The organism is Pseudomonas sp. Leaf59 (assembly GCF_920984685.1).
In the GTDB taxonomy this organism is placed as follows: domain Bacteria; phylum Pseudomonadota; class Gammaproteobacteria; order Pseudomonadales; family Pseudomonadaceae; genus Aquipseudomonas.
This window is the reverse complement of the sequence record NZ_CAKLBR010000011.1, coordinates 102,822-124,086: the sequence shown is the minus strand read 5'-3', so window position 1 is coordinate 124,086 and position 21,265 is coordinate 102,822. Positions and strand designations below refer to the sequence as shown.

At 63.1% G+C, this 21,265-nt stretch carries 19 protein-coding genes; 4 read left to right on the top strand and 15 right to left on the bottom strand.

Translation table 11 applies throughout. From position 1 onward, the window contains the following. Positions 1 to 233 precede the first annotated feature (233 nt). Both LUB09_RS14160 and LUB09_RS14155 read left to right on the top strand, forming a co-directional pair. The gene (locus LUB09_RS14160) at positions 234 to 1,877 is read left to right on the top strand and encodes an MFS transporter (protein ID WP_057007614.1); all 1,644 of its coding nucleotides are present in this window, start codon (positions 234 to 236) and stop codon (positions 1,875 to 1,877) included. Next, positions 1,874 to 3,019 carry an HlyD family secretion protein gene (locus LUB09_RS14155; protein ID WP_209983041.1) on the top strand — a complete coding sequence of 382 codons (1,146 nt, stop codon included), beginning with the start codon at positions 1,874 to 1,876 and terminating at the stop codon, positions 3,017 to 3,019. Before LUB09_RS14160 ends, LUB09_RS14155 begins: the two co-directional genes overlap by 4 nt. A 365-nt stretch (positions 3,020 to 3,384) precedes the next feature. Here LUB09_RS14155 and LUB09_RS14150 read toward each other — a convergent pair whose 3' ends face one another. The 13 genes from LUB09_RS14150 to LUB09_RS14090 all read right to left on the bottom strand — a co-directional run bounded on the left by LUB09_RS14150 (position 3,385) and on the right by LUB09_RS14090 (position 18,517). After that, complete coding sequence (locus LUB09_RS14150; protein WP_231422858.1) at positions 3,385 to 4,242, bottom strand: aldose 1-epimerase; 858 nt, start codon at positions 4,240 to 4,242, stop codon at positions 3,385 to 3,387. After that, positions 4,242 to 5,522: a TRAP transporter large permease gene (locus tag LUB09_RS14145; RefSeq protein ID WP_209983037.1), complete on the bottom strand. Its 1,281-nt coding sequence runs from the start codon at positions 5,520 to 5,522 to the stop codon at positions 4,242 to 4,244. The genes LUB09_RS14150 and LUB09_RS14145 overlap by 1 nt, the downstream gene beginning before the upstream one ends. 1 nt (position 5,523) lies before the next feature. Then, positions 5,524 to 6,051, bottom strand: coding sequence for a TRAP transporter small permease (locus LUB09_RS14140; protein ID WP_209983035.1), 528 nt, complete (start codon positions 6,049 to 6,051; stop codon positions 5,524 to 5,526). Between the two features lie 63 nt (positions 6,052 to 6,114). Further along, complete coding sequence (locus LUB09_RS14135; RefSeq protein WP_209983033.1) at positions 6,115 to 7,077, bottom strand: TRAP transporter substrate-binding protein; 963 nt, start codon at positions 7,075 to 7,077, stop codon at positions 6,115 to 6,117. Between the two features lie 52 nt (positions 7,078 to 7,129). Then, positions 7,130 to 8,005 (bottom strand): SMP-30/gluconolactonase/LRE family protein, encoded by an 876-nt coding sequence (locus LUB09_RS14130; protein ID WP_231422857.1) that lies wholly within the window; start codon positions 8,003 to 8,005, stop codon positions 7,130 to 7,132. A 30-nt stretch (positions 8,006 to 8,035) separates the two neighbouring features. Beyond that, positions 8,036 to 8,851: an NAD-dependent epimerase/dehydratase family protein gene (locus tag LUB09_RS14125; RefSeq protein WP_231422856.1), complete on the bottom strand. Its 816-nt coding sequence runs from the start codon at positions 8,849 to 8,851 to the stop codon at positions 8,036 to 8,038. Positions 8,852 to 9,022: 171 nt separating this feature from the next. Further along, a complete protein-coding gene (locus LUB09_RS14120) occupies positions 9,023 to 10,285 on the bottom strand; it encodes an OprD family porin (protein WP_231422855.1) in 1,263 nt (420 codons plus the stop codon). A 165-nt stretch (positions 10,286 to 10,450) separates the two neighbouring features. Beyond that, the gene (copD, locus tag LUB09_RS14115; protein ID WP_231422854.1) at positions 10,451 to 11,305 is read right to left on the bottom strand and encodes a copper homeostasis membrane protein CopD; all 855 of its coding nucleotides are present in this window, start codon (positions 11,303 to 11,305) and stop codon (positions 10,451 to 10,453) included. A 3-nt stretch (positions 11,306 to 11,308) separates the two neighbouring features. Beyond that, positions 11,309 to 11,674, bottom strand: a complete 366-nt coding sequence (gene copC / locus LUB09_RS14110) for a copper homeostasis periplasmic binding protein CopC (protein WP_231422853.1) — start codon at positions 11,672 to 11,674, stop codon at positions 11,309 to 11,311. 120 nt (positions 11,675 to 11,794) lie between these two features. Continuing rightward, positions 11,795 to 12,253 (bottom strand): REP-associated tyrosine transposase, encoded by a 459-nt coding sequence (locus LUB09_RS14105; RefSeq protein ID WP_231422852.1) that lies wholly within the window; start codon positions 12,251 to 12,253, stop codon positions 11,795 to 11,797. A 496-nt stretch (positions 12,254 to 12,749) separates the two neighbouring features. Further along, positions 12,750 to 14,153: an efflux transporter outer membrane subunit gene (locus tag LUB09_RS14100; protein WP_442964099.1), complete on the bottom strand. Its 1,404-nt coding sequence runs from the start codon at positions 14,151 to 14,153 to the stop codon at positions 12,750 to 12,752. After that, on the bottom strand, positions 14,143 to 15,306 hold the full coding sequence (locus LUB09_RS14095) for an efflux RND transporter periplasmic adaptor subunit (protein WP_231422851.1): 1,164 nt from the start codon (positions 15,304 to 15,306) through the stop codon (positions 14,143 to 14,145). Before LUB09_RS14095 ends, LUB09_RS14100 begins: the two co-directional genes overlap by 11 nt. Beyond that, positions 15,296 to 18,517, bottom strand: coding sequence for an efflux RND transporter permease subunit (locus LUB09_RS14090; protein ID WP_231422850.1), 3,222 nt, complete (start codon positions 18,515 to 18,517; stop codon positions 15,296 to 15,298). Before LUB09_RS14090 ends, LUB09_RS14095 begins: the two co-directional genes overlap by 11 nt. Before the next feature lie 192 nt (positions 18,518 to 18,709). Between LUB09_RS14090 and LUB09_RS14085 the strand changes: the two genes are divergently transcribed. Continuing rightward, a complete protein-coding gene (locus LUB09_RS14085; protein ID WP_209983015.1) occupies positions 18,710 to 19,114 on the top strand; it encodes a PA0061/PA0062 family lipoprotein in 405 nt (134 codons plus the stop codon). On the opposite strand, the gene LUB09_RS14080 is transcribed toward LUB09_RS14085, so the two are convergent. Continuing rightward, positions 19,095 to 19,262 carry a hypothetical protein gene (locus tag LUB09_RS14080; RefSeq protein ID WP_163001008.1) on the bottom strand — a complete coding sequence of 56 codons (168 nt, stop codon included), beginning with the start codon at positions 19,260 to 19,262 and terminating at the stop codon, positions 19,095 to 19,097. The genes LUB09_RS14085 and LUB09_RS14080 overlap by 20 nt on opposite strands. Before the next feature lie 188 nt (positions 19,263 to 19,450). On the opposite strand from LUB09_RS14080, the gene LUB09_RS14075 reads away from it, so the two are divergent. Then, complete coding sequence (locus LUB09_RS14075; protein ID WP_231422849.1) at positions 19,451 to 20,113, top strand: peptidase C39 family protein; 663 nt, start codon at positions 19,451 to 19,453, stop codon at positions 20,111 to 20,113. An 83-nt stretch (positions 20,114 to 20,196) separates the two neighbouring features. Here LUB09_RS14075 and pbpG read toward each other — a convergent pair whose 3' ends face one another. After that, positions 20,197 to 21,120 (bottom strand): D-alanyl-D-alanine endopeptidase, encoded by a 924-nt coding sequence (gene pbpG, locus LUB09_RS14070; RefSeq protein ID WP_209983012.1) that lies wholly within the window; start codon positions 21,118 to 21,120, stop codon positions 20,197 to 20,199. Positions 21,121 to 21,265: the final 145 nt, after the last annotated feature.

The window sequence follows — 21,265 nt, the reverse complement described above, 5'->3', positions numbered from 1 at the left end:
CCCGATAGTAGTGGGTCAGTCAACTTATGTGTAGCTGACCCACTGCTATCGGGAGCAAGCCCCCTCCCACATGTAATCTCCATTACTCAAATAACAGATATGTACACCACAAACCCCCAACAGCTACCCCCCTCATTTGCCCAACCACCGCTGGCAAGATGAACTCCACTCGCGTTTACTGTCTCTGAGCATGGATTTCACCGACTTCCCCGTCGGCTCACCAAGGTCACCGAATGGACAACTACACCCCCCACCCCTGGCAGCCTCACGAGCGACCGACCTTGCCCGGCTCGCCGTCGACGCCGCTGCATCCCACCCACAAGCGCTGGCTGTTCGCGCTGGTCGGTGCGCTGGTGGCGATCACCGGGGGGCTGGGTAACGCGCTGGTCATCGCCAACCTGCAATACCTGCAAGGCGCGCTGGGGGCGACCACCGCAGAGATGGCCTGGCTGCCCGCCGCCTATGTGATGACCAACGTGTGCATGAACCTGTTGCTGGTGAAGTTTCGCCAGCAGTTCGGCCTGCGTGCGTTCACCGAGGTGTTTCTGGTGCTGTACGTGCTGGTGACCTTCGGCCATTTATTCGTGAACGACCTCAGCTCGGCCATCGCCGTGCGGGCGGCCCATGGCATGGTGGGGGCGGCGCTGAGTTCGTTGGGCTTGTACTACATGATCCAGGCCTTCCCGGCCAAGTGGCGCTTGCGCTCGCTGGTGCTTGGGCTGGGCACCGCGCAGTTGGCCTTGCCGTTGGCGCGGTTGTTCTCCGAAGACTTGCTGCAGATTGCCGAGTGGCGCGGCTTGTACCTGTTTGAGCTGGGGCTGGCGCTGATCTGCCTGGGTTGTGTGTTCCTGCTCAAATTGCCGCCCGGCGACCGCTTCAAGACCTTTGAAAAACTTGATTTTCTCACCTTCGCCATCCTCGCCACCGGCGTGGCTTTGCTCTGCGCGGTGCTGTCCCTGGGGCGTATCGACTGGTGGCTGGAGGCGCCGTGGATCGGTGTGGCGTCGGCCTGTTCCCTGGTGCTGATCATGGCGGGCCTTGCCATCGAGCATAACCGCGCCAACCCGCTGCTGATGACGCGCTGGCTCGGCAGCGGGGTGATGATTCGCCTGGCGCTGGCGGTGATCCTGATTCGCATGGTGCTGTCGGAGCAGTCCACCGGCGCGGTGGGTTTCATGCAGATGCTCAACATGAGCTACGAGCAGATGCACACGCTGTACGTGGTGATGCTGGCCGGGGCGCTAGCGGGGCTGGTGGTCAGTGCGTTGACGATCAACCCGGCGCACCTGCTGATGCCGCTGGTGATCTCCCTGGCGCTGATGGCAACCGGCTCCGTCATGGACAGTTTTTCCAGTAACCTCACCCGGCCGCAGAACCTGTATGTCAGCCAGTTCCTGCTGGGCTTCGGCGGCACGTTTTTCCTCGGGCCGACCATGGTGCTCGGCACCAAAAACGTGTTGGCCAACCCGCGCAACCTGGTGAGCTTCTCGGTGATGTTCGGCATTTGCCAGAACCTCGGCGGGCTGATCGGCGCGGCATTGCTCGGCACCTTCCAGATCGTGCGCGAGAAGTATCATTCCAGCATGATCGTCGAACACCTGACCCTGCTCGACCCGCGCGTGGCGGCGCGGGTGCAGAGCGGCGGGGCGGCCTATGGCGGGGTGATTGCCGATCCGCAGCTGCGCAACCTGCAGGGCATTCGCAGCCTCGCCACGGCGGCGACCCGTGAGGCGAATGTGATGGCCTACAACGATGTCTTCATGCTGATCGCGATCATCGCGATCCTCACCATGAGCTGGATCTTCATTCGCAGCCTGTGGCTGATGAGCACCACCCAGGCAGCTCCTCCCGTTCAACCCAGCGGCGCACCTTCATGACCGAATCGACCACCACAACCACCAATGCCATCGCTGCCACGCCGGAAGGCAGCACGCCGCCGGGCGCCACGGCGACCGAGCCGCGCTCCTTGCGGGTGCGCATCATCTCTTCTCTGGGCTTTGCCGCGATTGCCATCGTCGGCGTGCTGATCGTGCTCTACGCCTGGCAGTTGCCACCGTTCAGCAGTGCGGTGGAAACCACCGAGAACGCCCTGGTGCGCGGCCAGGTGACGATCATCGGCCCGCAGCTCAGCGGCTATGTGTTCGAGGTGCCGGTGCAGGACTTCCAGTACGTCAAGGCCGGCGACCTGCTGGTGCGCCTGGACGACCGCATCTACCAGCAGCGCCTCGATCAGGCGCTGGCGCAACGGGCGGTGCAGAAGGCGGCGTTGGCCAACGTGGTGCAGCAGCGCAACAGCGCGCAAGCCACCATCAAGCTGCGCCAGGCCGCGCTGGTGGACAGCCAGGCGCAGGCGCGCAAAAGCAGCGCCGACCTGCGCCGCAATGAAGAGCTGATCAGCGACGGCTCGGTGTCCAGGCGCGAACTGGACGTGGCCCGCGCCGCCCAGGCGCAAACCGTTGCGGCGGTGGCCCAGGCCCAGGCCAACCTGGAGATCGCGCGGCAGGACCTGCAGACGGTGATCGTCAATCGCGGTTCGCTGGAAGCGGCGGTGGCGAGCGCCGATGCCGCAGTGGCGCTGGCGCGCATCGACCTGGCCAACACGCGCATCACCGCGCCCCGCGACGGCCAGTTGGGGCAGATCGGTGTGCGCCTGGGCGCCTACGTCAATTCAGGCGCGCAGTTGATGGCGCTGGTGCCCAATCAGCTGTGGGTGATCGCCAATATGAAAGAAACCCAGATGGCCGACGTGCAGGTCGGCCAGCCGGTGACCTTCACCGTGGATGCGCTGAACCACCGCAGGTTTCATGGCACGGTGCAGCATATTTCGCCGGCGACGGGCTCGGAGTTCAGCCTGTTGCAGGCGGACAACGCCACTGGCAACTTTGTGAAGATCGCCCAGCGGGTGCCGGTGAGGATCACCGTGGACCCGGGGCAGGCAGAGAGTGAGCGGCTGCGGCCGGGGTTGTCGGTGGTGGTCAGTATCGACACCGCCGGCCGCCTGAAAAACAGCCCGCCCTGATACACCGCTATCGCAGGCAAGCCAGCTCCCACATTTGATCGCGTTCACATTCCCCATTCCGGTCGGCTCTCAGGCCGCCGCGCTTTTGCTTTTGATCTTAGGCGCCCCGTCAAACACGCTCCAAAGCCTGCGTTCGGGCACACCGAGCCCAGGCGAGGTGCCGAGTGTTGGGGCAAGCCCCGCGTTGGGGCGCGAAGCGCCCCCAATCAAAGAAAACGCGGTGTACCTGACACTACGCAGAACATGGTTTTGGGGCTGCTGCGCAGCCCAACGCGGGGCAAGCCCGCTCGCCACAGAGGCCCGGTTTTCTGCGCGACAGCGCTAAGTCGAAGACTTGGCGGAGCCTCCCACAGATTTTTTTGGTGTTACAGGGGCGTGTATTTCAAGGTGAAATCGAGGTGGGTTGACTGGTGTTGTTCCAGCAGCTTCAAGCCGGGTCGGCCGGGCAGGTGGTGGGCATTCACCGGATGGCTCACCGGCTCGATGCAAAAGAACTCAAGCCCCGCAGGGCAATACAGCAGGAAGTAATCGGCCCCGGTGGCCTGGCATTCCAGCGCATAGCCCAGTTCCGGCTGTTCGATCCGGCAGTGCCCGTCCCACTGGCAAAAACCGTTATCCACTGGCTCCTCCGGCAGGCCCTTGAGTTGGCGAAAGTCCCACGCTTCGGGTATCTGCGCCAACGCCGTGGGTAATTTGGACGCATCGCTCATCCACACCTGCGACGCCTTGGCCTGCAACCGCGTGCCCGGCCTGCGGGGCAGGTAGGGGTGCAATCCCAACCCGTGCCAGGCCGGCTGTGCAGCCAAATGAGTCACCCGCAGCGCAATACTCAGTTCACCGTCGCTCAAGCGAAACCGCTGCTCGGCGCGATAAGCGAACGGCGTCTCACAGACCACCGCCAGCACCACATCATCCGCTGTCCGGCTCACCACCTGCCAGGCCTGTTGCCACGCCGAGCCATGAATCGGCAGGGGATCGGTGAGGCTGTTGGGCGTCAACGCCAGCCAGCCCTCGGGGTTGGCAAAACCGCCCTCGGCCACCCGGTTCGACCAGGGCGCCAATGGATAGCACCCCAGCTTGCCCGGCAACCCGGTAGTGATCGCGTGCTCATCGCTGTGTCGCAACAGCGGCTGCCCGGTGGCGCGCACCGTCCAGTTGACGAGGCTGCCACCCACTGCCGGGGACAGGGTGAGGCGGGTCAGCCGATCTTCAAGTTCAATCATTACAGCACCACGCTTGGCAGCCACAGCGACAGCGCCGGGATGTAGGTCACCGCCATCAGCACCAGAAACAGCACCGCGTAGAACGGCAGCAGCGCCTTCACGGTTTTCTCGATGGTGGTCTTGCCCACCGCCGCGCCGACAAACAGCACCGCGCCCACCGGCGGGGTGATCAGGCCGATGCCGAGGTTCACCAGCATGATCATGCCGAAATGCACCGGGTCGACACCGATGCCGACGATCACCGGCAGCAGGATCGGCGTGAGGATGAGGATCAGCGGCGCCATGTCCATCACCGTGCCCAGCAACAGCAGCATGGCGTTGATGCACATCAGGATCACGTAGCGGTTGTCCGACAGGGTCAGGAACATCGTGGTGATCTTCGCCGGGATCTGCATCAGCGTCATGATGTAGCCGAAGCTGGCGGCGAAGGCGATCAGGATCATCACAATGGAAATGGTGCGCACCGTGCGGTGCATCAGCTTGGGCAGCTCGCGCCATTTGTAATCGCGGTAGATGAACATGGTCACGAAGAATGCCCACAGCACCGCAATCGCCGCCGACTCGGTGGCGGTGAAAATGCCCGAGAGGATGCCGCCGAGGATGATCACCATGGCCATCAGGCCCCAAAGCGCGTCGGCGGCGATTTTCAGTGCCTGCTTCAGGGGGATGACGTCGCCTTTGGGGTAGTTGCGTTTTTTCGCGAAGATCAGGCACAGCACCATCAGGCATGCGCTCATCAGCAGCCCTGGCACCACGCCGGCCATGAACAGCGAGGCAATCGATACCGTGCCGCCGGCCGCCAGGGAGTAGAGCACCGAGTTGTGGCTGGGCGGGGTCAGCAGGGCCTGCACCGAACCGCTGACGGTGACCGCCGTTGCAAACTCCCGGGGGTAGCCACGGCGTTCCATTTCCGGGATCAGCACCGAGCCCACCGAGGCCGTGTCGGCCACCGACGAGCCGGAGATGGCGCCGAAAAACGTCGAGGCCATGATGTTGACCAGCGACAGGCCGCCGCGCACAAAACCCACCAGTACGCCGGCAAACGCCACCAGCCGTCGCGACATGCCGCCCTCGGCCATGATCGCCCCAGCGAGTACGAAGAACGGAATCGCCATCAGCGAAAACTTGTTCACCCCACCGGCCACCTGAATCATCAGGGCCTGGAACGGAATGTCGATCCACCATGCGCCGATCAACGCCGACAAGCCCAGAGCGTAGGCCACCGGCATGCCGATCAGGATCAGGGCGATAAAGCTGCCGAGCAGAATCAATGCGTCCATATCAGGCAGCTCCTTCGCTTTCTTCCACCAGGTCAAAGCGCACCACGCGCCGTTGGCTCTGGTCGCCCAGCACGAGTTTTTCCAGCACGAACACCAGGGTCAGCAGCCCGCCGATCGGGATCGGCATATAGGTGATACCCACGCGCAGGGTGGGGATGGCGCTCATGAACTGGTTCCAGGTGGACAGGCACAGCTTGCTGCCCCAAATGGTCATGAACAGGCAGATGGTCGCCATCAACAGTTGCGAGAGGAGGCCGACGATGCGGCGTTGGGTGGGCGGCAGGCGGTCGGTGACCATGGCCACCGACATGTGCGCGCCGGCGCGGTAGCTGGCGGCGGCGCCGACGAAGGTGAATACCAGCATCAGCAGGATCGCGGTGGGCTCCGGCCAGCTGGAGCCGGTGCCGAGGATGTAGCGGGCGAAGATGCCCCACGGAATGATCAGCGCCACCCCCAGCACCGAGAGGCCGGCGACCCAGATGCAGGTCATGTAGAGGCGGTCATTGAAGCGCAGCAGTAGATTCTTCATGGCGTTCACCGTGACCGGGCGCGTCGGTGCCGACCGCGCCGGGCCTTGTCAGGAAGGAGGGCGTTATTGAACCGCGTCGATGCGCTTGATCAGGTCAGCGTAGGGCGCGCCGTACTTGGCGCGCACTGCTGCGGTGGCGTCATAGAAGGGCTTTTTGTCGACGCTGATGAACTCCACGCCCGCAGCCTTGAGCCTGGTTTCGCTGCTGGCGGATTTGGCGTCCCACAACACACGCTCATCGGCCTGCGCGGCCTTGGCGGCTTTTTTCACCATGTCTTGCTGGGCGGGGGTGAGTTTGTTCCAGGTGATCTTCGACATCACGATGGGCTCGGGCAGGATCAGGTGTTCGGTGAGGGTGTAGAACTTGGCGTTCTGGAAGTGGTTGTGTTCAAGCAGGGTCGGCGGGTTGTTTTCCGCGCCGTCGATCACGCCGGTCTGCAGGGCGCTGAAGATCTCGCCGGTGTCCATGGCGATGCCGTTGGCGCCCATGGCGTTGAAGGCGTCGATGAACAGCGGGTTGCCCTGCACGCGAATCTTCATGCCCTTGAGGTCTTCGATTTTGCGCACCGGCTTTTTGGTGTAGAGGTTGCGCGTGCCGCCGTCCATCCAGGCCAGGGCCACCAGGCCGAATTCGGAGTCGGTGATGGTGGCGAGGATCTCGTCGCCGATCTCGCCATCGATGACCTTGCGCATGTGCGCCTGGTCGCGGAACACGAACGGCAGGTTGAACACGTTCACCGCCGGCACCACCGGGCCGACGATGCCGAGGCTGACGCGGGTCATCTGCACGGCGCCGACCTGGGCCTGTTCGACCACTTCTTTCTCGGAGCCCAGTACGCCGCCGGGGAAGAACTTGAAGGTCAGTTCGCCGTTGCTCTCTTTGGTCAGCGCGGCGCCCATGTTCTTTTCGGCCACCACGGTGGGATAGCCGTCGGGGTGGATATCGGCGAATTTGATTTCCAGCGCCTGAGCGGCGCTGCTGAGGGTGAACAGTGCGGCGACGAGCAACGTGCGTTTGAAGTCCATGGGGGTATCACTCCTGTCTTGTTATTTTTGTATTCAAGGCACAGCGATGCAGCTAGAGGATGAAGCGCGGTTCGGGCAGTCCCTTGACGCCGGGGTTGAGGGCGAACACGCCGCCGGACAGGGACTGGTCACTGTTGTCATCGCGAATCGAGGTGACGAACAACGTATCCAGACGGCTGCCGCCGAAGGCGCACATGGTGGGTTTTTTCACCGGTACGGTGAGTGACTGGTCGAGGCGACCGTCGGGGGTGAAACGGTGCACCAGGCCGGCGTCGTTGGCGCAGATCCAGTAGCAGCCGTCGGCATCCACTGCCGCGCCATCGGGGCGGCCGAGGAATTTATGCATGTCGACAAACACGCGGCGATTGCTCGGAGTGCCGCTGTCGGTGTCGTAGTCAAAGGCCCAGATCTGCTGCACCAGCGGGTGCGAGTCCGAGGCGTACATCGTGCGGCCATCGGGACTGAAGGCCAGGCCGTTGAGGGTGATGAAACCGTTCAACTGGGCATGCGGCGCGGCGCCGCTGGCATAGCGATAGAGCGTGCCTTCGGCCGCGTTCAAGCCCATGTTCAGCACCATGCTGCCGGCCCAGAAACGGCCCTGGCGGTCGCAGCGGCCGTCATTGAGGCGCATGTCGTCGCGCGGGTGCTCGACGCCGGCCAGTGGCGTGGTGTCGAGGCTGCCATCGTTGTAAGGCGTGAGCTGGAAAAAGCCCGACTCCATGCCCGCCACCCAATTGCCGGCGGTGGTGCGGGCAATGCAGGCGAGCATTTGCGGGGCTGTCCACGCGGCGATGTGGCCGCTGCCGGCGCTCCAGCGCTGCAGGCTGCCGTTGGGGATATCCACCCAGTACAGAGCGTTTTCCTCGGGCACCCACACCGGGCATTCGCCCACGGCATTTCGGGCGTCGACAATCAATTCAGCGGTCATGGCCACTCACTCCCTGGGTTGGAGGCAGACTCAGTCACCGAACGGCCCGGCCGCGCAGAACGCGCCGCCCTGATACACCGCCGCCGGGTCATCGGCAGGCACGGGCGGTTGTTTTTCCACCTGGGCGCGGAACACCTCGGAGCTGTCCCTGGGAACAAAGCCCAGGTGCGCGGCGTAGCGGTTGTCCCACCAGGTGTCGAGGTTGTTCGACATGCCGTACACCACGGTGTGGCCGACGTTTGGCGTGTAGAGCGCGCGTTCGAGCAGTTGGGTGAGGTCGTCGAAGCTGAGCCAGGTGTGCATCATCCGGCGGTTCTGCGGTTCGGGGAATGAGGAGCCGATGCGGATGCTGACGGTCTCGATGCCGTAGCGGTCGAAGTAGAAACTGGCCATGTCTTCGCCGTAGGACTTGGACAGGCCGTAGTAGCTGTCCGGGCGGCGGGGTGAGTGGGCGTCGAGTGGCTCGCCCTGTTTGTAGAAGCCGATCACGTGGTTGGAGCTGGCGAAGATCACGCGCTTGACGCCATGGCGGCGTGCGGCTTCGTAGATATGGAAAATCCCGCTGATATTGGCGCCGAGTACTTCTTCGAACGGACGCTCAACCGACACGCCGCCAAAATGCAGGATGGCGTCGACGCCTTCGACCAGGTGGTGCACGGCCTGTTTGTCGGCGAGATCGCACGGCTGCACTTCTTCGTGGGCGGCGGCGGGGCCCATGTCGGCGATGTCCGACAGGCGCAGCACCTGGGCGTAAGGGCGCATGCGCTCGCGCAGTACCTTGCCCAGGCCGCCGGCGGCGCCGGTGAGCAGCAGGCGGTTGAATGGAATGGCGGAGGAGGTGGTCATGGGCGTTCCATTTATTGTTGTAAGTTGTCGTATGACTTTGTCAAAGTATTGTTAGGGTTTCACCGGCTTGTCAACGTTCTTGCAGACAGAATGAAAGCACAGTGAGGATCAAAATGTGGGAGGGGGCTTGCTCCCTCCCACAGGGGATCCCGGTGAGTGGGAGATTGAGTGTTACAGCAGGGAAATCGGATAGCTCACAAACAGCCGGTTTTCATCGAACTCGTTGGTGCTGTAATCCCGACGCAGGGTTGAGTTGCGCCAGCGCACATTCAGGTTCTTCAGCGCACCGCTTTGTACGGTGTAGGCCAGCTCGGACTCGCGTCCCCATTCCTTGCCATCGGTGATCGCCCCGGTGTGCACGTTGCTGCCGCTGATGTAGCGGTTCATCAAGGTCAGCCCCGGTACGCCCAGCACCACGAAGTTGAAGTCATGCCGCACCTGCCAGGATTTTTCCCTGGCGTTGTCGTAGCTGGAGTTGTAGCTGTCGTTGGCCAGGGTGCCGCCGCTGGTGCCGTTGACGCGCATCCACACGCTGTCGCCGGTGAGTTTCTGCAGGCCCACGTAGAAAGTGTGGCCCTGGTACCTGGCCGAGAACAGCGCGGAGACGGTTTTGTTGTCCAGGTCACCGGCCAGGGCGCTGCCGTCTTCCTTGCCGTTGAAGAAACCGAGATTGGCGCCCAGGGTCCAGTCGCCCACGGGCTGGCTGTGGGTGAGGTTGAGGTATTGCTGCTGGTAGATATCGCTGAGTTCGGCGTACCACAGGCCGACCTGGGTGCGCTTGTCGTTGAAGGTGTATTCGCCGCCGCCGAAGTTGAAGCGGTCGGAGGTGAACGCCGCTTTGCCGTTCATGAACATGTCTTCCATGCTCGCATCGTTGCGCGGGCTGTTGCCGCGAAACTGGCCGCCGTAGAGGGTCAGCCCGGCAATCTCGTTGGAGGTGACCTGACCGCCGCGAAAGGTTTGCGGCAGGGAGCGGCCATCGTCGGAGCGCAGAATCGGCAGCACCGGCATCCATTCGCCGACCTTCAGTTCAGTCTTCGACAGCCGGGTTTTCAGGGCCACGCCCAGGCGCCCGAAGTTATCCGCCGGGCGGCCGTCGCTGTGCACCGGCAGCAGCTGCGTGCCGGCGGTGCCTTTGCCGCCGTCGAGCTTCTGCGAGTACAGCCCCAGCACATCCAGCCCGAAACCTACGGTGCCCTGGGTGAAGCCGGACCTGGCGTCAAGAATGAAGTTCTGCGTCCACTCTTCAGCCTTGGCCTGGGGGTTGGCCGGGTTGGTGAAATTGCGGTTGAAGTAGGCGTTGCGCAGGTTGAGCGAGGCCTTGGCATCGTCGAGAAACCCATCCGCCTGGGCGGCGAGGGGCAGGGTAAACGCAAGGCTGGCGAGGCTGATGAGACCGAGGTGCGAGGAGGAATTGCGGGCGAATTGACTCACAGTGAAGCTCCCATTTTCTTTTGTTGTTTTTATTATTTGTTATACGTTGTCGTACAACATTGGGGCGGATATTTGCGGGGTTTGGTGGGGGTGTCAAGCGGAAGTTATACGATGACTGAATAAACTACCCAGGTGAGCACCTTCAAGGTCGGACGGCGTGTCAAGTCAGCCCGTCATGGTCATTGGCGGAAGGGTGCCCAATAGAGAAACCGCTGCCACTGCTGAAACACCGAGTAACCATTCCAGCGTCACACTGGCTTTCAACGTGCTCACGCGCTGCTCACAGTGCTCCAGACGCAAACGGTTCAGCAGCGCCAACCCCAGCATGCCGAGTACCAGCAGCACCTTGATCAACAAAATTAGCGCGAACCCGCTGAACAACGGTGTCGGCCACAGTTGCCCGGTCAGTACGCGCACGTTGATCAAACCTGTCACCAGCAGTCCGGCCACCAGACCATAACCGACGCCGCTGAAGCGCCGCAGGATCGGCTCCAGTGCCGGCGTTGGCGAGCGCAGTATCAGCACCAGCAACATTAAACCTCCGAGCCAGGCGCCGACGCACACCAGGTGCACCACCTGATTGAGGATCAGCAACTGCCCGCTGAGGCCGTCAAGCATTGCGCCGTGGCCCACGGGTGCAAGGGTCGCCAGTAACAACGCGAGCAACGCCAGGCGCAGCACTGGCCAGGGTTTGATCAGCGCGATCACCAGCAGCAGGTTCAGCAACAGATGCCACACCCACACCTGGCCAAAGAAGGTCTTGCCCAGTACCCGTCGCACTGTCGCCGGTTGCAGGGCCGCGTCCCAGTTACCGGCCATGCTCGCGGTGATCAACAGCAACCACACCACGCCCGAAACGAGCCCCAGCCAGGCCAGGCCACGGGTGATGCGCAGCAGTTGCCGGTCCAGCGCCGGTTGCGCGTGCGTGCCCAGCAGCCAGGGCCTGAACGCGCAGGCCCCGAACATCAGCAACACGACGATGAAATGCACGAAACGGCACAGCACCAGCAGCGTCGCCATGGATTATTGGCCGACCTTGAAGCTGTATTCACCGTTGCTCTTGTGGGTGTCGACGGAGACGGCGTTCCACACCACCTTGTAGTTACCGGCCGCCAGTGGCGCAGCGGGTGTCACGACCAACACCTTCTTGTCTTTATCCAGTGTCTCCAGGCCTTTGATCGCGATTTCGGTGCCGTCCTTGCTCAGTGAGACTTTGCTGAACGTGGCTTCAACGCCTTCGGTAAACGTCAGGCGCAGATCCTTGGGCGCAGCGACGCTGCTGTCCGCCGCAGGCTCCGAGCTTTTCAAGTGTGCGTGGGCGAAAGCTGACGCAGCGCCCAGCAGAGAAGCCAGCAGCGCGACGGTGGTGAGAGCTTTTTTGATCAACATTGCGCAATACCAATCAATGAGTAGGGCGGGCAGTGTACGAAGTTTCGGATAAGGCTGTGAGTGGGAGTTAGTGTTTAAGCCAGGAATGCAGTTAAAAAAGGCGGAAGGGGGCTCGCGGCGCTACAGCCATATCGCGTCCCACAGCGGGTAGTCGCCAATTCTGCGCACCAGCCCGGCCCGCAGGGGATTGGCCACCACATACCGCGCCATTTTCAGCAGGTCATCCTGCTTGCGCAGCGCCCGGTCATGGAAACTCTCCTGCCAAAGCCGGCCCTTACGCCCGCTCGCGCCGTTAACCGTGCGGGTGCTTTGGGATTTTACCTGGCACATCAGGTCCGCCAGCGAGCCTTTTTGCAGCTCGATAATCCAGTGAAAGTGGTCGGGCATGATCACCCAGGCGAGGGAGTTCGCCAGGCCTTGGAACTGAGCGATCCGCATCTGCCGGACAACCAGCCGGCCCAACTGGAAATCGCTGAAAATGGCGATGCGTTCGTGGGTATTGGTGGTGATGAGGTAGATGCGGTTCGGCTCGCTGAATCGGCCGATGTGCAGGCGGTGTGACGCGGGTAGATCAGGCATTCCCTGGCCTCTCTGCATGGGTGTTCAAGAGAGGCTAGGTGCTGTGGCTGAGCTTGATCGGCAAGCTTTTGGCAGGATGTGTCTGGAAGGGCGCCATCGGGAGCAAGCCCCCTCCCACAGGGGCCAGCGGTGTTCATACATAGTGTGTCTGGCGCAGAGCCGGTGGGTCAGCGACACATTGCATCAACAGACCCGCTGCCATCAGAAGCAAGCTCCACATGAATCCAGCAGTGTTCATACCTAGTGCGTCTGGCGCAAAGCCTGTGGGAGGGGGCTTGCTCCCGATAGCGGTGGGTCAGCGACACTTGCATCAGCTGACCCGCTGCCATCAGAAGCAAGCCCCACATGAATCCAGCGGTGTTCATACCTAGTGTGTCTGGCGCAAAGCTTGTGGGAGGGGGCTTGCTCCCGATAGCGGTGGGTCAGTCACACTTGTATTGGCTGACCTACTGCAATCGGAGCAAGCCCCCTCCCACATGTGGCGCTGCGTAGGCCCTTAAAACGTGCCGGGTTCCCAACCACCTCCGAGCGCCGCCAGCAGCCCCACACTTGCCTGTAACTGCCGCGTCTGCACTGCCTGCAACGCCCGTTGGGCCTGCAATCCCGCAGTCTGCGCGGTCACCACATCCAGGTAGCTCACCGCGCCCGCCTGATAGCTGTTGATGGCCAGCGCCTGGGTGTGCTGCGCCGCATCCGCCGCGGCCTGTTCATCCTCGGCCTGGCGCTGCAAGTCGCGCAGTTGCGCCAGGTTGTCTTCCACCTCGCGCACAGCCTTCAGCACCTGGCTGCGGTACTGCGCCGAAGCTTCTTCGAACTCGGCTTTGGCCTGGCGCTCATTGGCGCTCAAGCGCCCGCCGTCGAAGATCGGCAGGTTCACCAGCGGTCCCAGCGCCCAATAACGATTGCTGGCAGACAGCAGGTTGCCAACGCCCTGGGTCTGTCCGCCGATCAAGCCGGTCAGGCTGAAATCCGGGTACCACGCCGCTCTGGCCACGCCGATCGTTGCGTTGGCCGCAAACACGCGACGCTCCGCTGCCGCAATGTCGGGGCGACGTTGCAGCAGGTGGCTGGGCAGTTGCGCAGGAATCTGCGGCAGGGCGAGCAGATGCGGGCTGGGCGCCAAGGAAAAGTCACTCGCCGCCACGCCCACCAGCTCACCGATGGCATGTTCGGCAAGGTTGCGTTGGCCGCGCACTTCATCCAGCTGCGCCCTGGCCTCTGCCAGCTGACTTTGCGCGCGCGTCAGGTCCAGCTCTGAAGCGATCTGGCCTTCATAGCGACTGCGCGTCAGTTGCAGCGCCTGGCTGAAGTCATCCAGCGAACGCTGCAGAATCCGGCTTTGCGCGTCCAGTCCGTCGAGCTGCACATACAGGGTCGCCAGCCGCTGCTGCAGGCTCAAGCGTGCCATCGCCAGCTCATCCCCGGACGCTTGCGCCTGGGCATCACCCGCCGCCACCTGGTTGCGGATTTTGCCCCACAGGTCCAGGTCGTAGCTCAGGGAAAATCCGGCCGTATCACTGTTGTACAGCGACGGCTGCGTACCCCCGCGCAGCGGCCGCGAATCCGACTGCCGCTGGCGCAGCGGCTGTGCGCTGGCGCTGATCTGCGGGAACAGTCCGGCATGCAACTGGCTGGCATACGCCTGGGCCGCGTCGAAATGCGCGAGCGCCGCCGCCAGGTCCGGGTTGGCCTGGAGCAGTCGCTGCTGCAGGTCATCAAGACGCGCATCGTTGTAGAGCGTCCACCATTGCGGCGTCACTCGGTCGGACGGCTGTGCGCTGTGCCACGGCCCCTCGCGGTAATCCGCCGGCAGGTCCACCGTCGGCACCTTGTAGGCCGGCGCCATCGAGCAACCCTGCAACGCCAGCAGCATCAACGCCACAACTGATTCACGCCGCATGCGCACCTCCCGCGACAGCGGCCAGTTGCACCGGATCGCCTTCGCGCAAGGCATCGGGCGGGTTGTCGACCACGCGGTCGGCGGGGTTGAGCCCTTGATCGATCACCAGCCGTGCGCCCAGGTCGAGGCCGATATGAATGCCTTGCAAGTGCACACGGTTCTGCGCATCCAGCAGCGCCACCTGAGTGCCTTGGGCGCGGAAGATCAACGCGCTGGCGGGGATGCTCACGCCGTGGGTATCGGCCGGAAGCGGCAGGGTGGCTTCGGCGTAATCGCCGGGCAGCAACGTGTCGCCGGGGTTATCGACGACGAACTGCGCGAGCAGCGTACCGGAGCGGCGGTCGATGGCGGTGGAATCGCCGATCAGGCGCGCGTTGAAGTGTTCGCCGGGATGCTCGGGCACCGTCAGTTCGGCTTGCAGGCCGGGATGGATAACCGCCGCGTAGTTCTGCGGCACCGGCACATACAGACGCAATTGGTGCGTATCGGCGAGGTTGAACAAGGCCAGGTTGCTGTCGGTATCGGCCTTGATCAACTGGCCGATATCGGTGTTGCGTGCGGTGATGATGCCGGCGAACGGCGCGCGCAGGGTCTTGTAGCGCTCCAGTGCACACAGTCGCGCATAGTCGGCCGCGGCGGCTTCGGCGTTGGCCTTGGCCGCAGCCGCAGCCGAGGTTTTCTCGTCGGCTTCCTGGCGTGACACCGAATGGCTCGCCAGCAGGTGTTGCCAGCGCGTCGCGGTGGTGGCCGCCAGGCGTGCATTGGCTTGCTGCTGGACCAGGCGCGCATGGGTTTGCGCCAATTGCTGGTCCAGGTCCGGGCTGTCGATGTCGGCGAGCACTTGCCCGGCCTTGACCCGGCTGCCGATATCGACTTTCCAGTCCTTGAGATAGCCGCTGACCCGCGCATGGATCGGCGCCTTGCTCCAGGCCTCCAGGTGCGCGGGCAAGCGCAGGGTGTCGCCGGCGGCGCTGCGTTCGGGTTGTACCACGCTTACCTGCGCGATGGCGGCGGTTTCGGTCCAGGCGCTGACCGACCGTGCGTGCAGCGCGCGCGCATGCAAACCGTTGGCGACCAGCAGGGCGGCCAGGGTCAGGCCGCCGACGCCCAGGAGCATCAAACGCTTGCGCGAGGGGGTGTGATCAGACGACATGAGGGGTTTCTCCGGCAGTAGCGCGAGTAGGGTGGCGCCCGTGGACCAGGCTGAAAACCACGGGAACGAATAACAGGGTGGCGACGGTGGCGAAGATCAGGCCGCCAATGACGGCACGGCCCAGGGGCGCGTTTTGCTCCTGGGAAAGCGCCAGGGGCAACATGCCGATGATCATTGCCAGGGCGGTCATGCACACCGGACGAAAGCGTGTGTAGCCGGCCTCCAGCGCGGCCTTCAACGCATCGCCATGGGCGGCCAGGCGCTCACGGCAGAAGCTCACCACCAGGATCGAGTTGGCAGTGGCCACGCCCATGCACAGGATCGCGCCGGTGAGTGCCGGCACCGACAGCGATGTGCCGCTGAGGAACAGCATCCACACAATGCCGGCCAGCGCGGCCGGCAAGGCGGTGATGATCACGAACGGGTCGGCCCAGGACTGGAAGTTGACCACGATCAGCAAGTAGATCAGCAGCACTGCGCCGAGCAGGCCGACGCTCAAGCCGGTGAAGGCTTCGTGCAGTGCGTCGATCTGCCCGTGCAGGCTGATCGTCGCGCCTTTGGGGCGCAGGTGCGCGGTGTCGTCCAGTACGGTTTGTACGTCACGGGCGACGCCGCCGAGGTCACGGCCCTGCACGTTGGCGTAAAGGTCCAGGGTCGGCTGGATGTTGTAGTGGGTCACCACGGCCGGGCTGTGGGTGCGGGAAATGCTGGCAACGCCGCCGAGGATCTGCGACTGGCCGTCGGCGCCGGTCACCGGCAGCGCTTCGAGCGCCGGCAAGCTGTCGAGGCGGTATTGCGGCGTCGCCGCCACAATCGAATACGACACGCCATTGGCCGGATTGAGCCAGAACGTCGGCGCCACCTGGGAGCTGCCGGCCAGCGATGCGACCATGCTGTTGGTCACGTCCCTTTCCGTGATGCCCAGGCCATTGGCGCGCAGGCGGTCGACATTCACCTGCAACGACGGGTAGCCGGTGGACTGCTGCAGGCGCAGGTCGGCGATGCCCGGCACATGCTGCAAGCGACGCTCAAGTGCCACGGCATAGGCGCGGTTTTCGGCATCGCTGCGCCCGGAGATTTTAATGTCCAGGGGCGCCGGCGTGCCGAAGTTGAGGATCTGGCTGCTGATGTCTGCAGGCAGGAACGCGAACTGGCTGCCGGGGAAGCTTTGCGGCAAGGCTTCGCGCAGTTGTTTGACGTAGTCAGCGGTGGGCGCGTGATCCTTTTTCAGGCTGACCTGAATATCGCCGTCCTGCGGGCCGATGGTGCCGCTGCTGCTGTAGGCCATGTCGATGCCGCTGAGCGGTATGCCGATATTGTCAACGATAGTGTCCAGCTCCGTGGCCGGGATCACTTGGCGGATGCGCGCTTCAATGCGGTCGAACGCGGCCGCGCTTTCTTCGATGCGCGTGCCCAGCGGCAGGCGCACGTGAAGCGCCAGGGCACCGGCATCGGTGGCGGGGAAGAAGTCCTCGCCCAGGCTCGGCAGCAGCAGGAACGACGCCAGCACGCAGGCGAGAAAGCCTGCGATAAAGTGCTTGCGTCGGCCCAGGGCGATCCTCAGCAGGTCATGGTAGGTATCGCGCAGGTTCGAGAAGTGGCGCTCGAAGCCCTGCTGGACATTCACCACCAATTGCAGCACACGATGGCGCGGCTGCGGGTGATACTCGCCCTCATGGTGATTGATGAAGGCGTCTTCCGGATGCTGGCCTGGGCCCGGCTCCGGTGCGTGTGGCTTGAGCAAATACATCGCCAGGGTCGGCACCAGAGTGCGCGAGAGGATGAACGAGCTGGCCATGGCGAACATCACCGCCAGCGCCATCGGCCGGAACAGATAGCCGGCGATGCCTTGCAGCAGAAACATCGGCACAAACACGATGCAGATGCACAGCAGCGAAACGAAGGCCGGGCCGACGATCTGCGCGGCGCCGTCGAGGATCGCGGTCTTCACCGCCTTGCCCTGTTCCAGGTGCCAGTTGATGTTTTCGATGGTCACCGTGGCGTCGTCCACCAGAATCCCTACCGCCAGCGCCAACCCGCCGAGGGTCATCACGTTGAGCGTTTGCCCGCTGACGGCGAGCAGCGCGATGGCCGACAGCACGGCCAGCGGAATCGACGCGGCGATGATCACCGTGGAGCGCCAACTGCCGAGGAACAGCAGGATCATCGCGCTGGTCAGCAGCGCAGCGATGATGCCTTCCCGGGCCACGCTGCCCACCGATTGTTTGACGAACACCGAGGCGTCGCCCAGCAGCGAAGTCTTCAGCGACGGCGGCAGGGTTTCGTTGATGCGCGGCAGCATCTGGCGGATGCCGTCGATGATCGACAGGGTCGAGATGCTGCCGTTTTTCAGCGCCGGCATCAGCACCGCGCGGTGGCCGTCGACGCGCACGATGTTGGTCTGCGGCGGCGAGCCGTCGCGCACATGGGCCACCTGACCGATGGTGATCAGCGCGCCGTCGACGGTCTTGATCGGCAGGTCGTTGAGTTCGTCGATGGCCTTGGGGCTGTTGTTGAGCAGGATCGTGTATTCGTTGGGGCCAAGCTTGGCGGTGCCCACCGGGATGATCTGGTTCTGCAGCGCCAGGGCCGTGCCCACGTCCTGCGCCGACAGGCCTTTGGCGGCCAGGGCCTGCGGGTCCAGGTCGAGGGTGATCTGGCGCTGCCTGCCGCCCATGGGGGTGGGCATGGCCAGGCCGGGCAGGGCGCTCAGGGGCAGGCGGATATTGTTCTGCACCAGGTCGCGAATCTTCGCTTCCGAGAGACTGGGGCTGGAAAACGCCATTTGCAGGATCGGCACCGTGGACGCGCTGTAATTAAGGATCAGCGGCGGCGTGATGCCCGGTGGCATCTGCTTGAGCACGGTTTGCGAAACGGCGGTGACCTGGGCGTTGGCGGTGCGGATATCCACGCCGGGCTGGAAGAAAATCTTGACGATGCCCATGCCGGGCAGCGATTGCGATTCGATATGTTCGATGTCGTTGACGGTGGTGCTCAAGGCGCGTTCGTAGGTGTAGATCACCCGACCGGCCATGGCGTCCGGCGACAGGCCGTTGTATTGCCATACCACCGCAACCACGGGGATGCCGATATCCGGGAACACATCGGTGGGGGTACGCAGGGCCGCCATCGGCCCGATGATGCAAATGATGATGGCCAACACGATGAAGGTGTACGGCTTGTGCAGTGCGGTCTTTACCAGCCCGAGCATGCGTGACTCTCCAAAAAGGCGGGATTGCAAACCCCGGCAGTCTTGGGCGACCCACCTAACACGCACCTTTCAGCCAGATGAAGGAAGATTTAGTCAGCGGCTTAAGATTGCTTCATCTCTATTCATTTGTTCTGCGAACGACCGCTCTTCAAGCTTGTTGCCCATCGCAACTGTCTTTTTCGGAGCTTTGTCATGTCATTGAAAACGCTGTACTTGATTCCTGTTGTCGCCGTATTGCTGTCGGCCTGCGCGGGCCCTGTCCCCAAGGCGGATCCGGGCGATGCGTGGATCGGCCTGAAGGAAGAGACGCCGAATGACCTGATGGCCGAGCGGGTGGACGGCAAGCGCGTGGACGACGGGCGCTTTTTCGAAGTGACACCGGGGGACCATCGGCTGGACGTGACGTTATTCGAGGAGCCGGCGGGCGACGACAATCAGCAGGACTGCCAGGGCCGGGTCGAGTACAGGCATTTCAAGGCGGGTGAGCACTACACGTTGGTGGAGTCCAGCCTGGGCACCGCCGTGCGCGCAGCCCTGATGGATGGGCACGGCAAGGAGGTAGCGGCGACTCAGGACTTCAGTTGCATGCCTGGCTAGGCGTGGCGCACCGCGCCTTTTGCGGTTTTACGGGGGTGGCGTGGGGGTGATGGTGCCGACGGGCAATGCGCAATACCCCCCACAACATGGCGGCGGCTACCGCCAGCCAACCGCAGATCAACATCGCAATGGTTGTTACAAGGCTCATTCCGGCCTCCTCTCGCCCGCACGGGGCACACTCGGTCTTCTTGGTTGACAGTGTAGCGACGTGGCGGTTGCCTGTTATTGACCAATGGTCATGGCGTCCAACTCGTTTGCTATAACCACGGCCGTGGTGAGCGCGTGATTGGGCTATGATTTGAGCCCTCATCGGCGGTTGAACAAGAGAGTAGAAAATTGCGCTTACCCTCGAACCTGAAACCCACCTTGTTGCTGGCCTGTGCATTGGGGCTGGCGGCGTGTTCGTCGCACCCCTCGAAGCTCGCGGGCCTGCCGGAACGCGTCGAACTCAACGGCGTGCCGACCTTTCGCAGCGAGGCCTATCAAAGCGGTCCCACGGCATTAGCCAGCATGCTGTCGCAACAAGGCATTGTCATGACACCGGGCCTGCTGGATAAACCGTTGCACTTGCCCGGCGCCGAGGCGGACCTTGCGCGCAACATGCAGGTGCTGACGCGTGAATACGGGCTGATGGTGTACCCGCTGGATGCCAGGCTGACGGCGGTGCTGGCGCAGGTGGCGGCGGGTTACCCGGTGATGGCGCGCCTGGGTGGCGGGCTGTGGTCGGACGCGCGGTACGTGGTGGTGGTCGGCTTCAACCAGCAGAAGAGCACGGTGTTGCTGCGTTCGGGCATGAACCGGCGCCTGTTGATGGACTTCAGTGATTTCGAATCGAAATGGAACAGCGCCGGGAGTTGGGCAATCCTGACCCAGCGCCCGAGTCAGTTGCCGGCGAATGTCGATGCGCAGCGCTGGCGCGACGCCGCCAATGCCACCGCCCAGGCCGGGCAGGAGCAGGCAGCGGCCCAGGCGCTCAAAGTGTTGGCCGAACACAAATAGACGGTTGGCATGCAAATAACGGTGGGGGGAGCCAGCCCCCTCCCACCGTTGGAGCTGCTTCACATTGGCGCCTGCTGCGTTATTCAGCGCTGCACGTGCGCCGCATTCGGGCGACTTTTCAGATTCTTGTCAGCCTTGTAGCGCAGTGCCACATCCGGCACCGAACCGCTCTTGCCGGTCTCGACCCAGTTGCGAATACGGCTGGCATCGGCAAAGTGGGTGAATTTGCCGAACGCATCCAGGATCACCAGTGACACCGGGCGGTTGCCCATGCTGGTCACCAGTACCAGGCAGTGGCCGGCCTGATTGGTGAAGCCGGTCTTGGTCAGCTTGATGTCCCAATTGGCGCGGTTGATCAGGTGGTCGGTGTTGGAGAAGCCCAGGGTGTAGTTGGGCTTGCGGAACGACACGGTCTTTTCCTTGGTGGTGCTCAACTGGCTGAGCAGCGGGTAATGCCGTGCGGCGGCCAGCAGCTTGCTCAGGTCGCGGGCGGTCGACACGTTGTGGATCGACAGGCCGGTGGGCTCCACATAATGGGTGCTGGTCATGCCCAGCGCCTTGGCCTTGGCATTCATCGCCGCGATAAAGGCTGCGTAACCCCCCGGATAGTGGTGCGCCAGGCTCGCGGCGGCGCGGTTTTCCGAGGACATCAGGGCGATCAGCAGCATTTCCTTGCGCGGCATCTGGCTGCCGATCTTCACGCGGGAGAACACGCCTTTCATCTCCGGCGTGTCGGTGATGTTGATATCGATGTACTCGTCCATGTTCTGCTTGGCTTCCAGCACGATCAGGCCGGTCATCAGCTTGCTCACCGAGGCGATGGGCACCACCACGTCGGGGTTGCTGGAATAGATGACTTTGTTGGTTTGCAAGTCCACCAGCATGGCGCTGCCGGAAGCGATCTGCAGTTTGGAAGTGTCACGCGGGGCCTGGGTGGTTTCGGCGGCGTGGGCGAATGTGCCGGTCAAAGCGAAAAAAAGACTGACGAGAGAAAGACGAATTTTCACGCGGGTGAACTCGCTAAAAAGTAATGAAAGACCGCTGGGGAAACGGCTGGTAAGAAAAATGACGTTACATTCTAGGAGTATGGATGGATAACTGTCGAATGTTCTTCCAGAACCAGACGAAAGTGCTTAAAAAATAACAAAAAAC

Coding starts and splice junctions, on each gene's coding strand:
- LUB09_RS14160 (WP_057007614.1), top strand. CDS start 234: ATGGACAACTACACCCCCCACCCCTGGCAGCCTCACGAGCGACCGACC.
- LUB09_RS14155 (WP_209983041.1), top strand. CDS start 1,874: ATGACCGAATCGACCACCACAACCACCAATGCCATCGCTGCCACGCCG.
- LUB09_RS14150 (WP_231422858.1), bottom strand. CDS start 4,242: ATGATTGAACTTGAAGATCGGCTGACCCGCCTCACCCTGTCCCCGGCA.
- LUB09_RS14145 (WP_209983037.1), bottom strand. CDS start 5,522: ATGGACGCATTGATTCTGCTCGGCAGCTTTATCGCCCTGATCCTGATC.
- LUB09_RS14140 (WP_209983035.1), bottom strand. CDS start 6,051: ATGAAGAATCTACTGCTGCGCTTCAATGACCGCCTCTACATGACCTGC.
- LUB09_RS14135 (WP_209983033.1), bottom strand. CDS start 7,077: ATGGACTTCAAACGCACGTTGCTCGTCGCCGCACTGTTCACCCTCAGC.
- LUB09_RS14130 (WP_231422857.1), bottom strand. CDS start 8,005: ATGACCGCTGAATTGATTGTCGACGCCCGAAATGCCGTGGGCGAATGC.
- LUB09_RS14125 (WP_231422856.1), bottom strand. CDS start 8,851: ATGACCACCTCCTCCGCCATTCCATTCAACCGCCTGCTGCTCACCGGC.
- copD (WP_231422854.1), bottom strand. CDS start 11,305: ATGGCGACGCTGCTGGTGCTGTGCCGTTTCGTGCATTTCATCGTCGTG.
- copC (WP_231422853.1), bottom strand. CDS start 11,674: ATGTTGATCAAAAAAGCTCTCACCACCGTCGCGCTGCTGGCTTCTCTG.
- LUB09_RS14105 (WP_231422852.1), bottom strand. CDS start 12,253: ATGCCTGATCTACCCGCGTCACACCGCCTGCACATCGGCCGATTCAGC.
- LUB09_RS14100 (WP_442964099.1), bottom strand. CDS start 14,153: ATGCGGCGTGAATCAGTTGTGGCGTTGATGCTGCTGGCGTTGCAGGGT.
- LUB09_RS14095 (WP_231422851.1), bottom strand. CDS start 15,306: ATGTCGTCTGATCACACCCCCTCGCGCAAGCGTTTGATGCTCCTGGGC.
- LUB09_RS14090 (WP_231422850.1), bottom strand. CDS start 18,517: ATGCTCGGGCTGGTAAAGACCGCACTGCACAAGCCGTACACCTTCATC.
- LUB09_RS14085 (WP_209983015.1), top strand. CDS start 18,710: ATGTCATTGAAAACGCTGTACTTGATTCCTGTTGTCGCCGTATTGCTG.
- LUB09_RS14080 (WP_163001008.1), bottom strand. CDS start 19,262: ATGAGCCTTGTAACAACCATTGCGATGTTGATCTGCGGTTGGCTGGCG.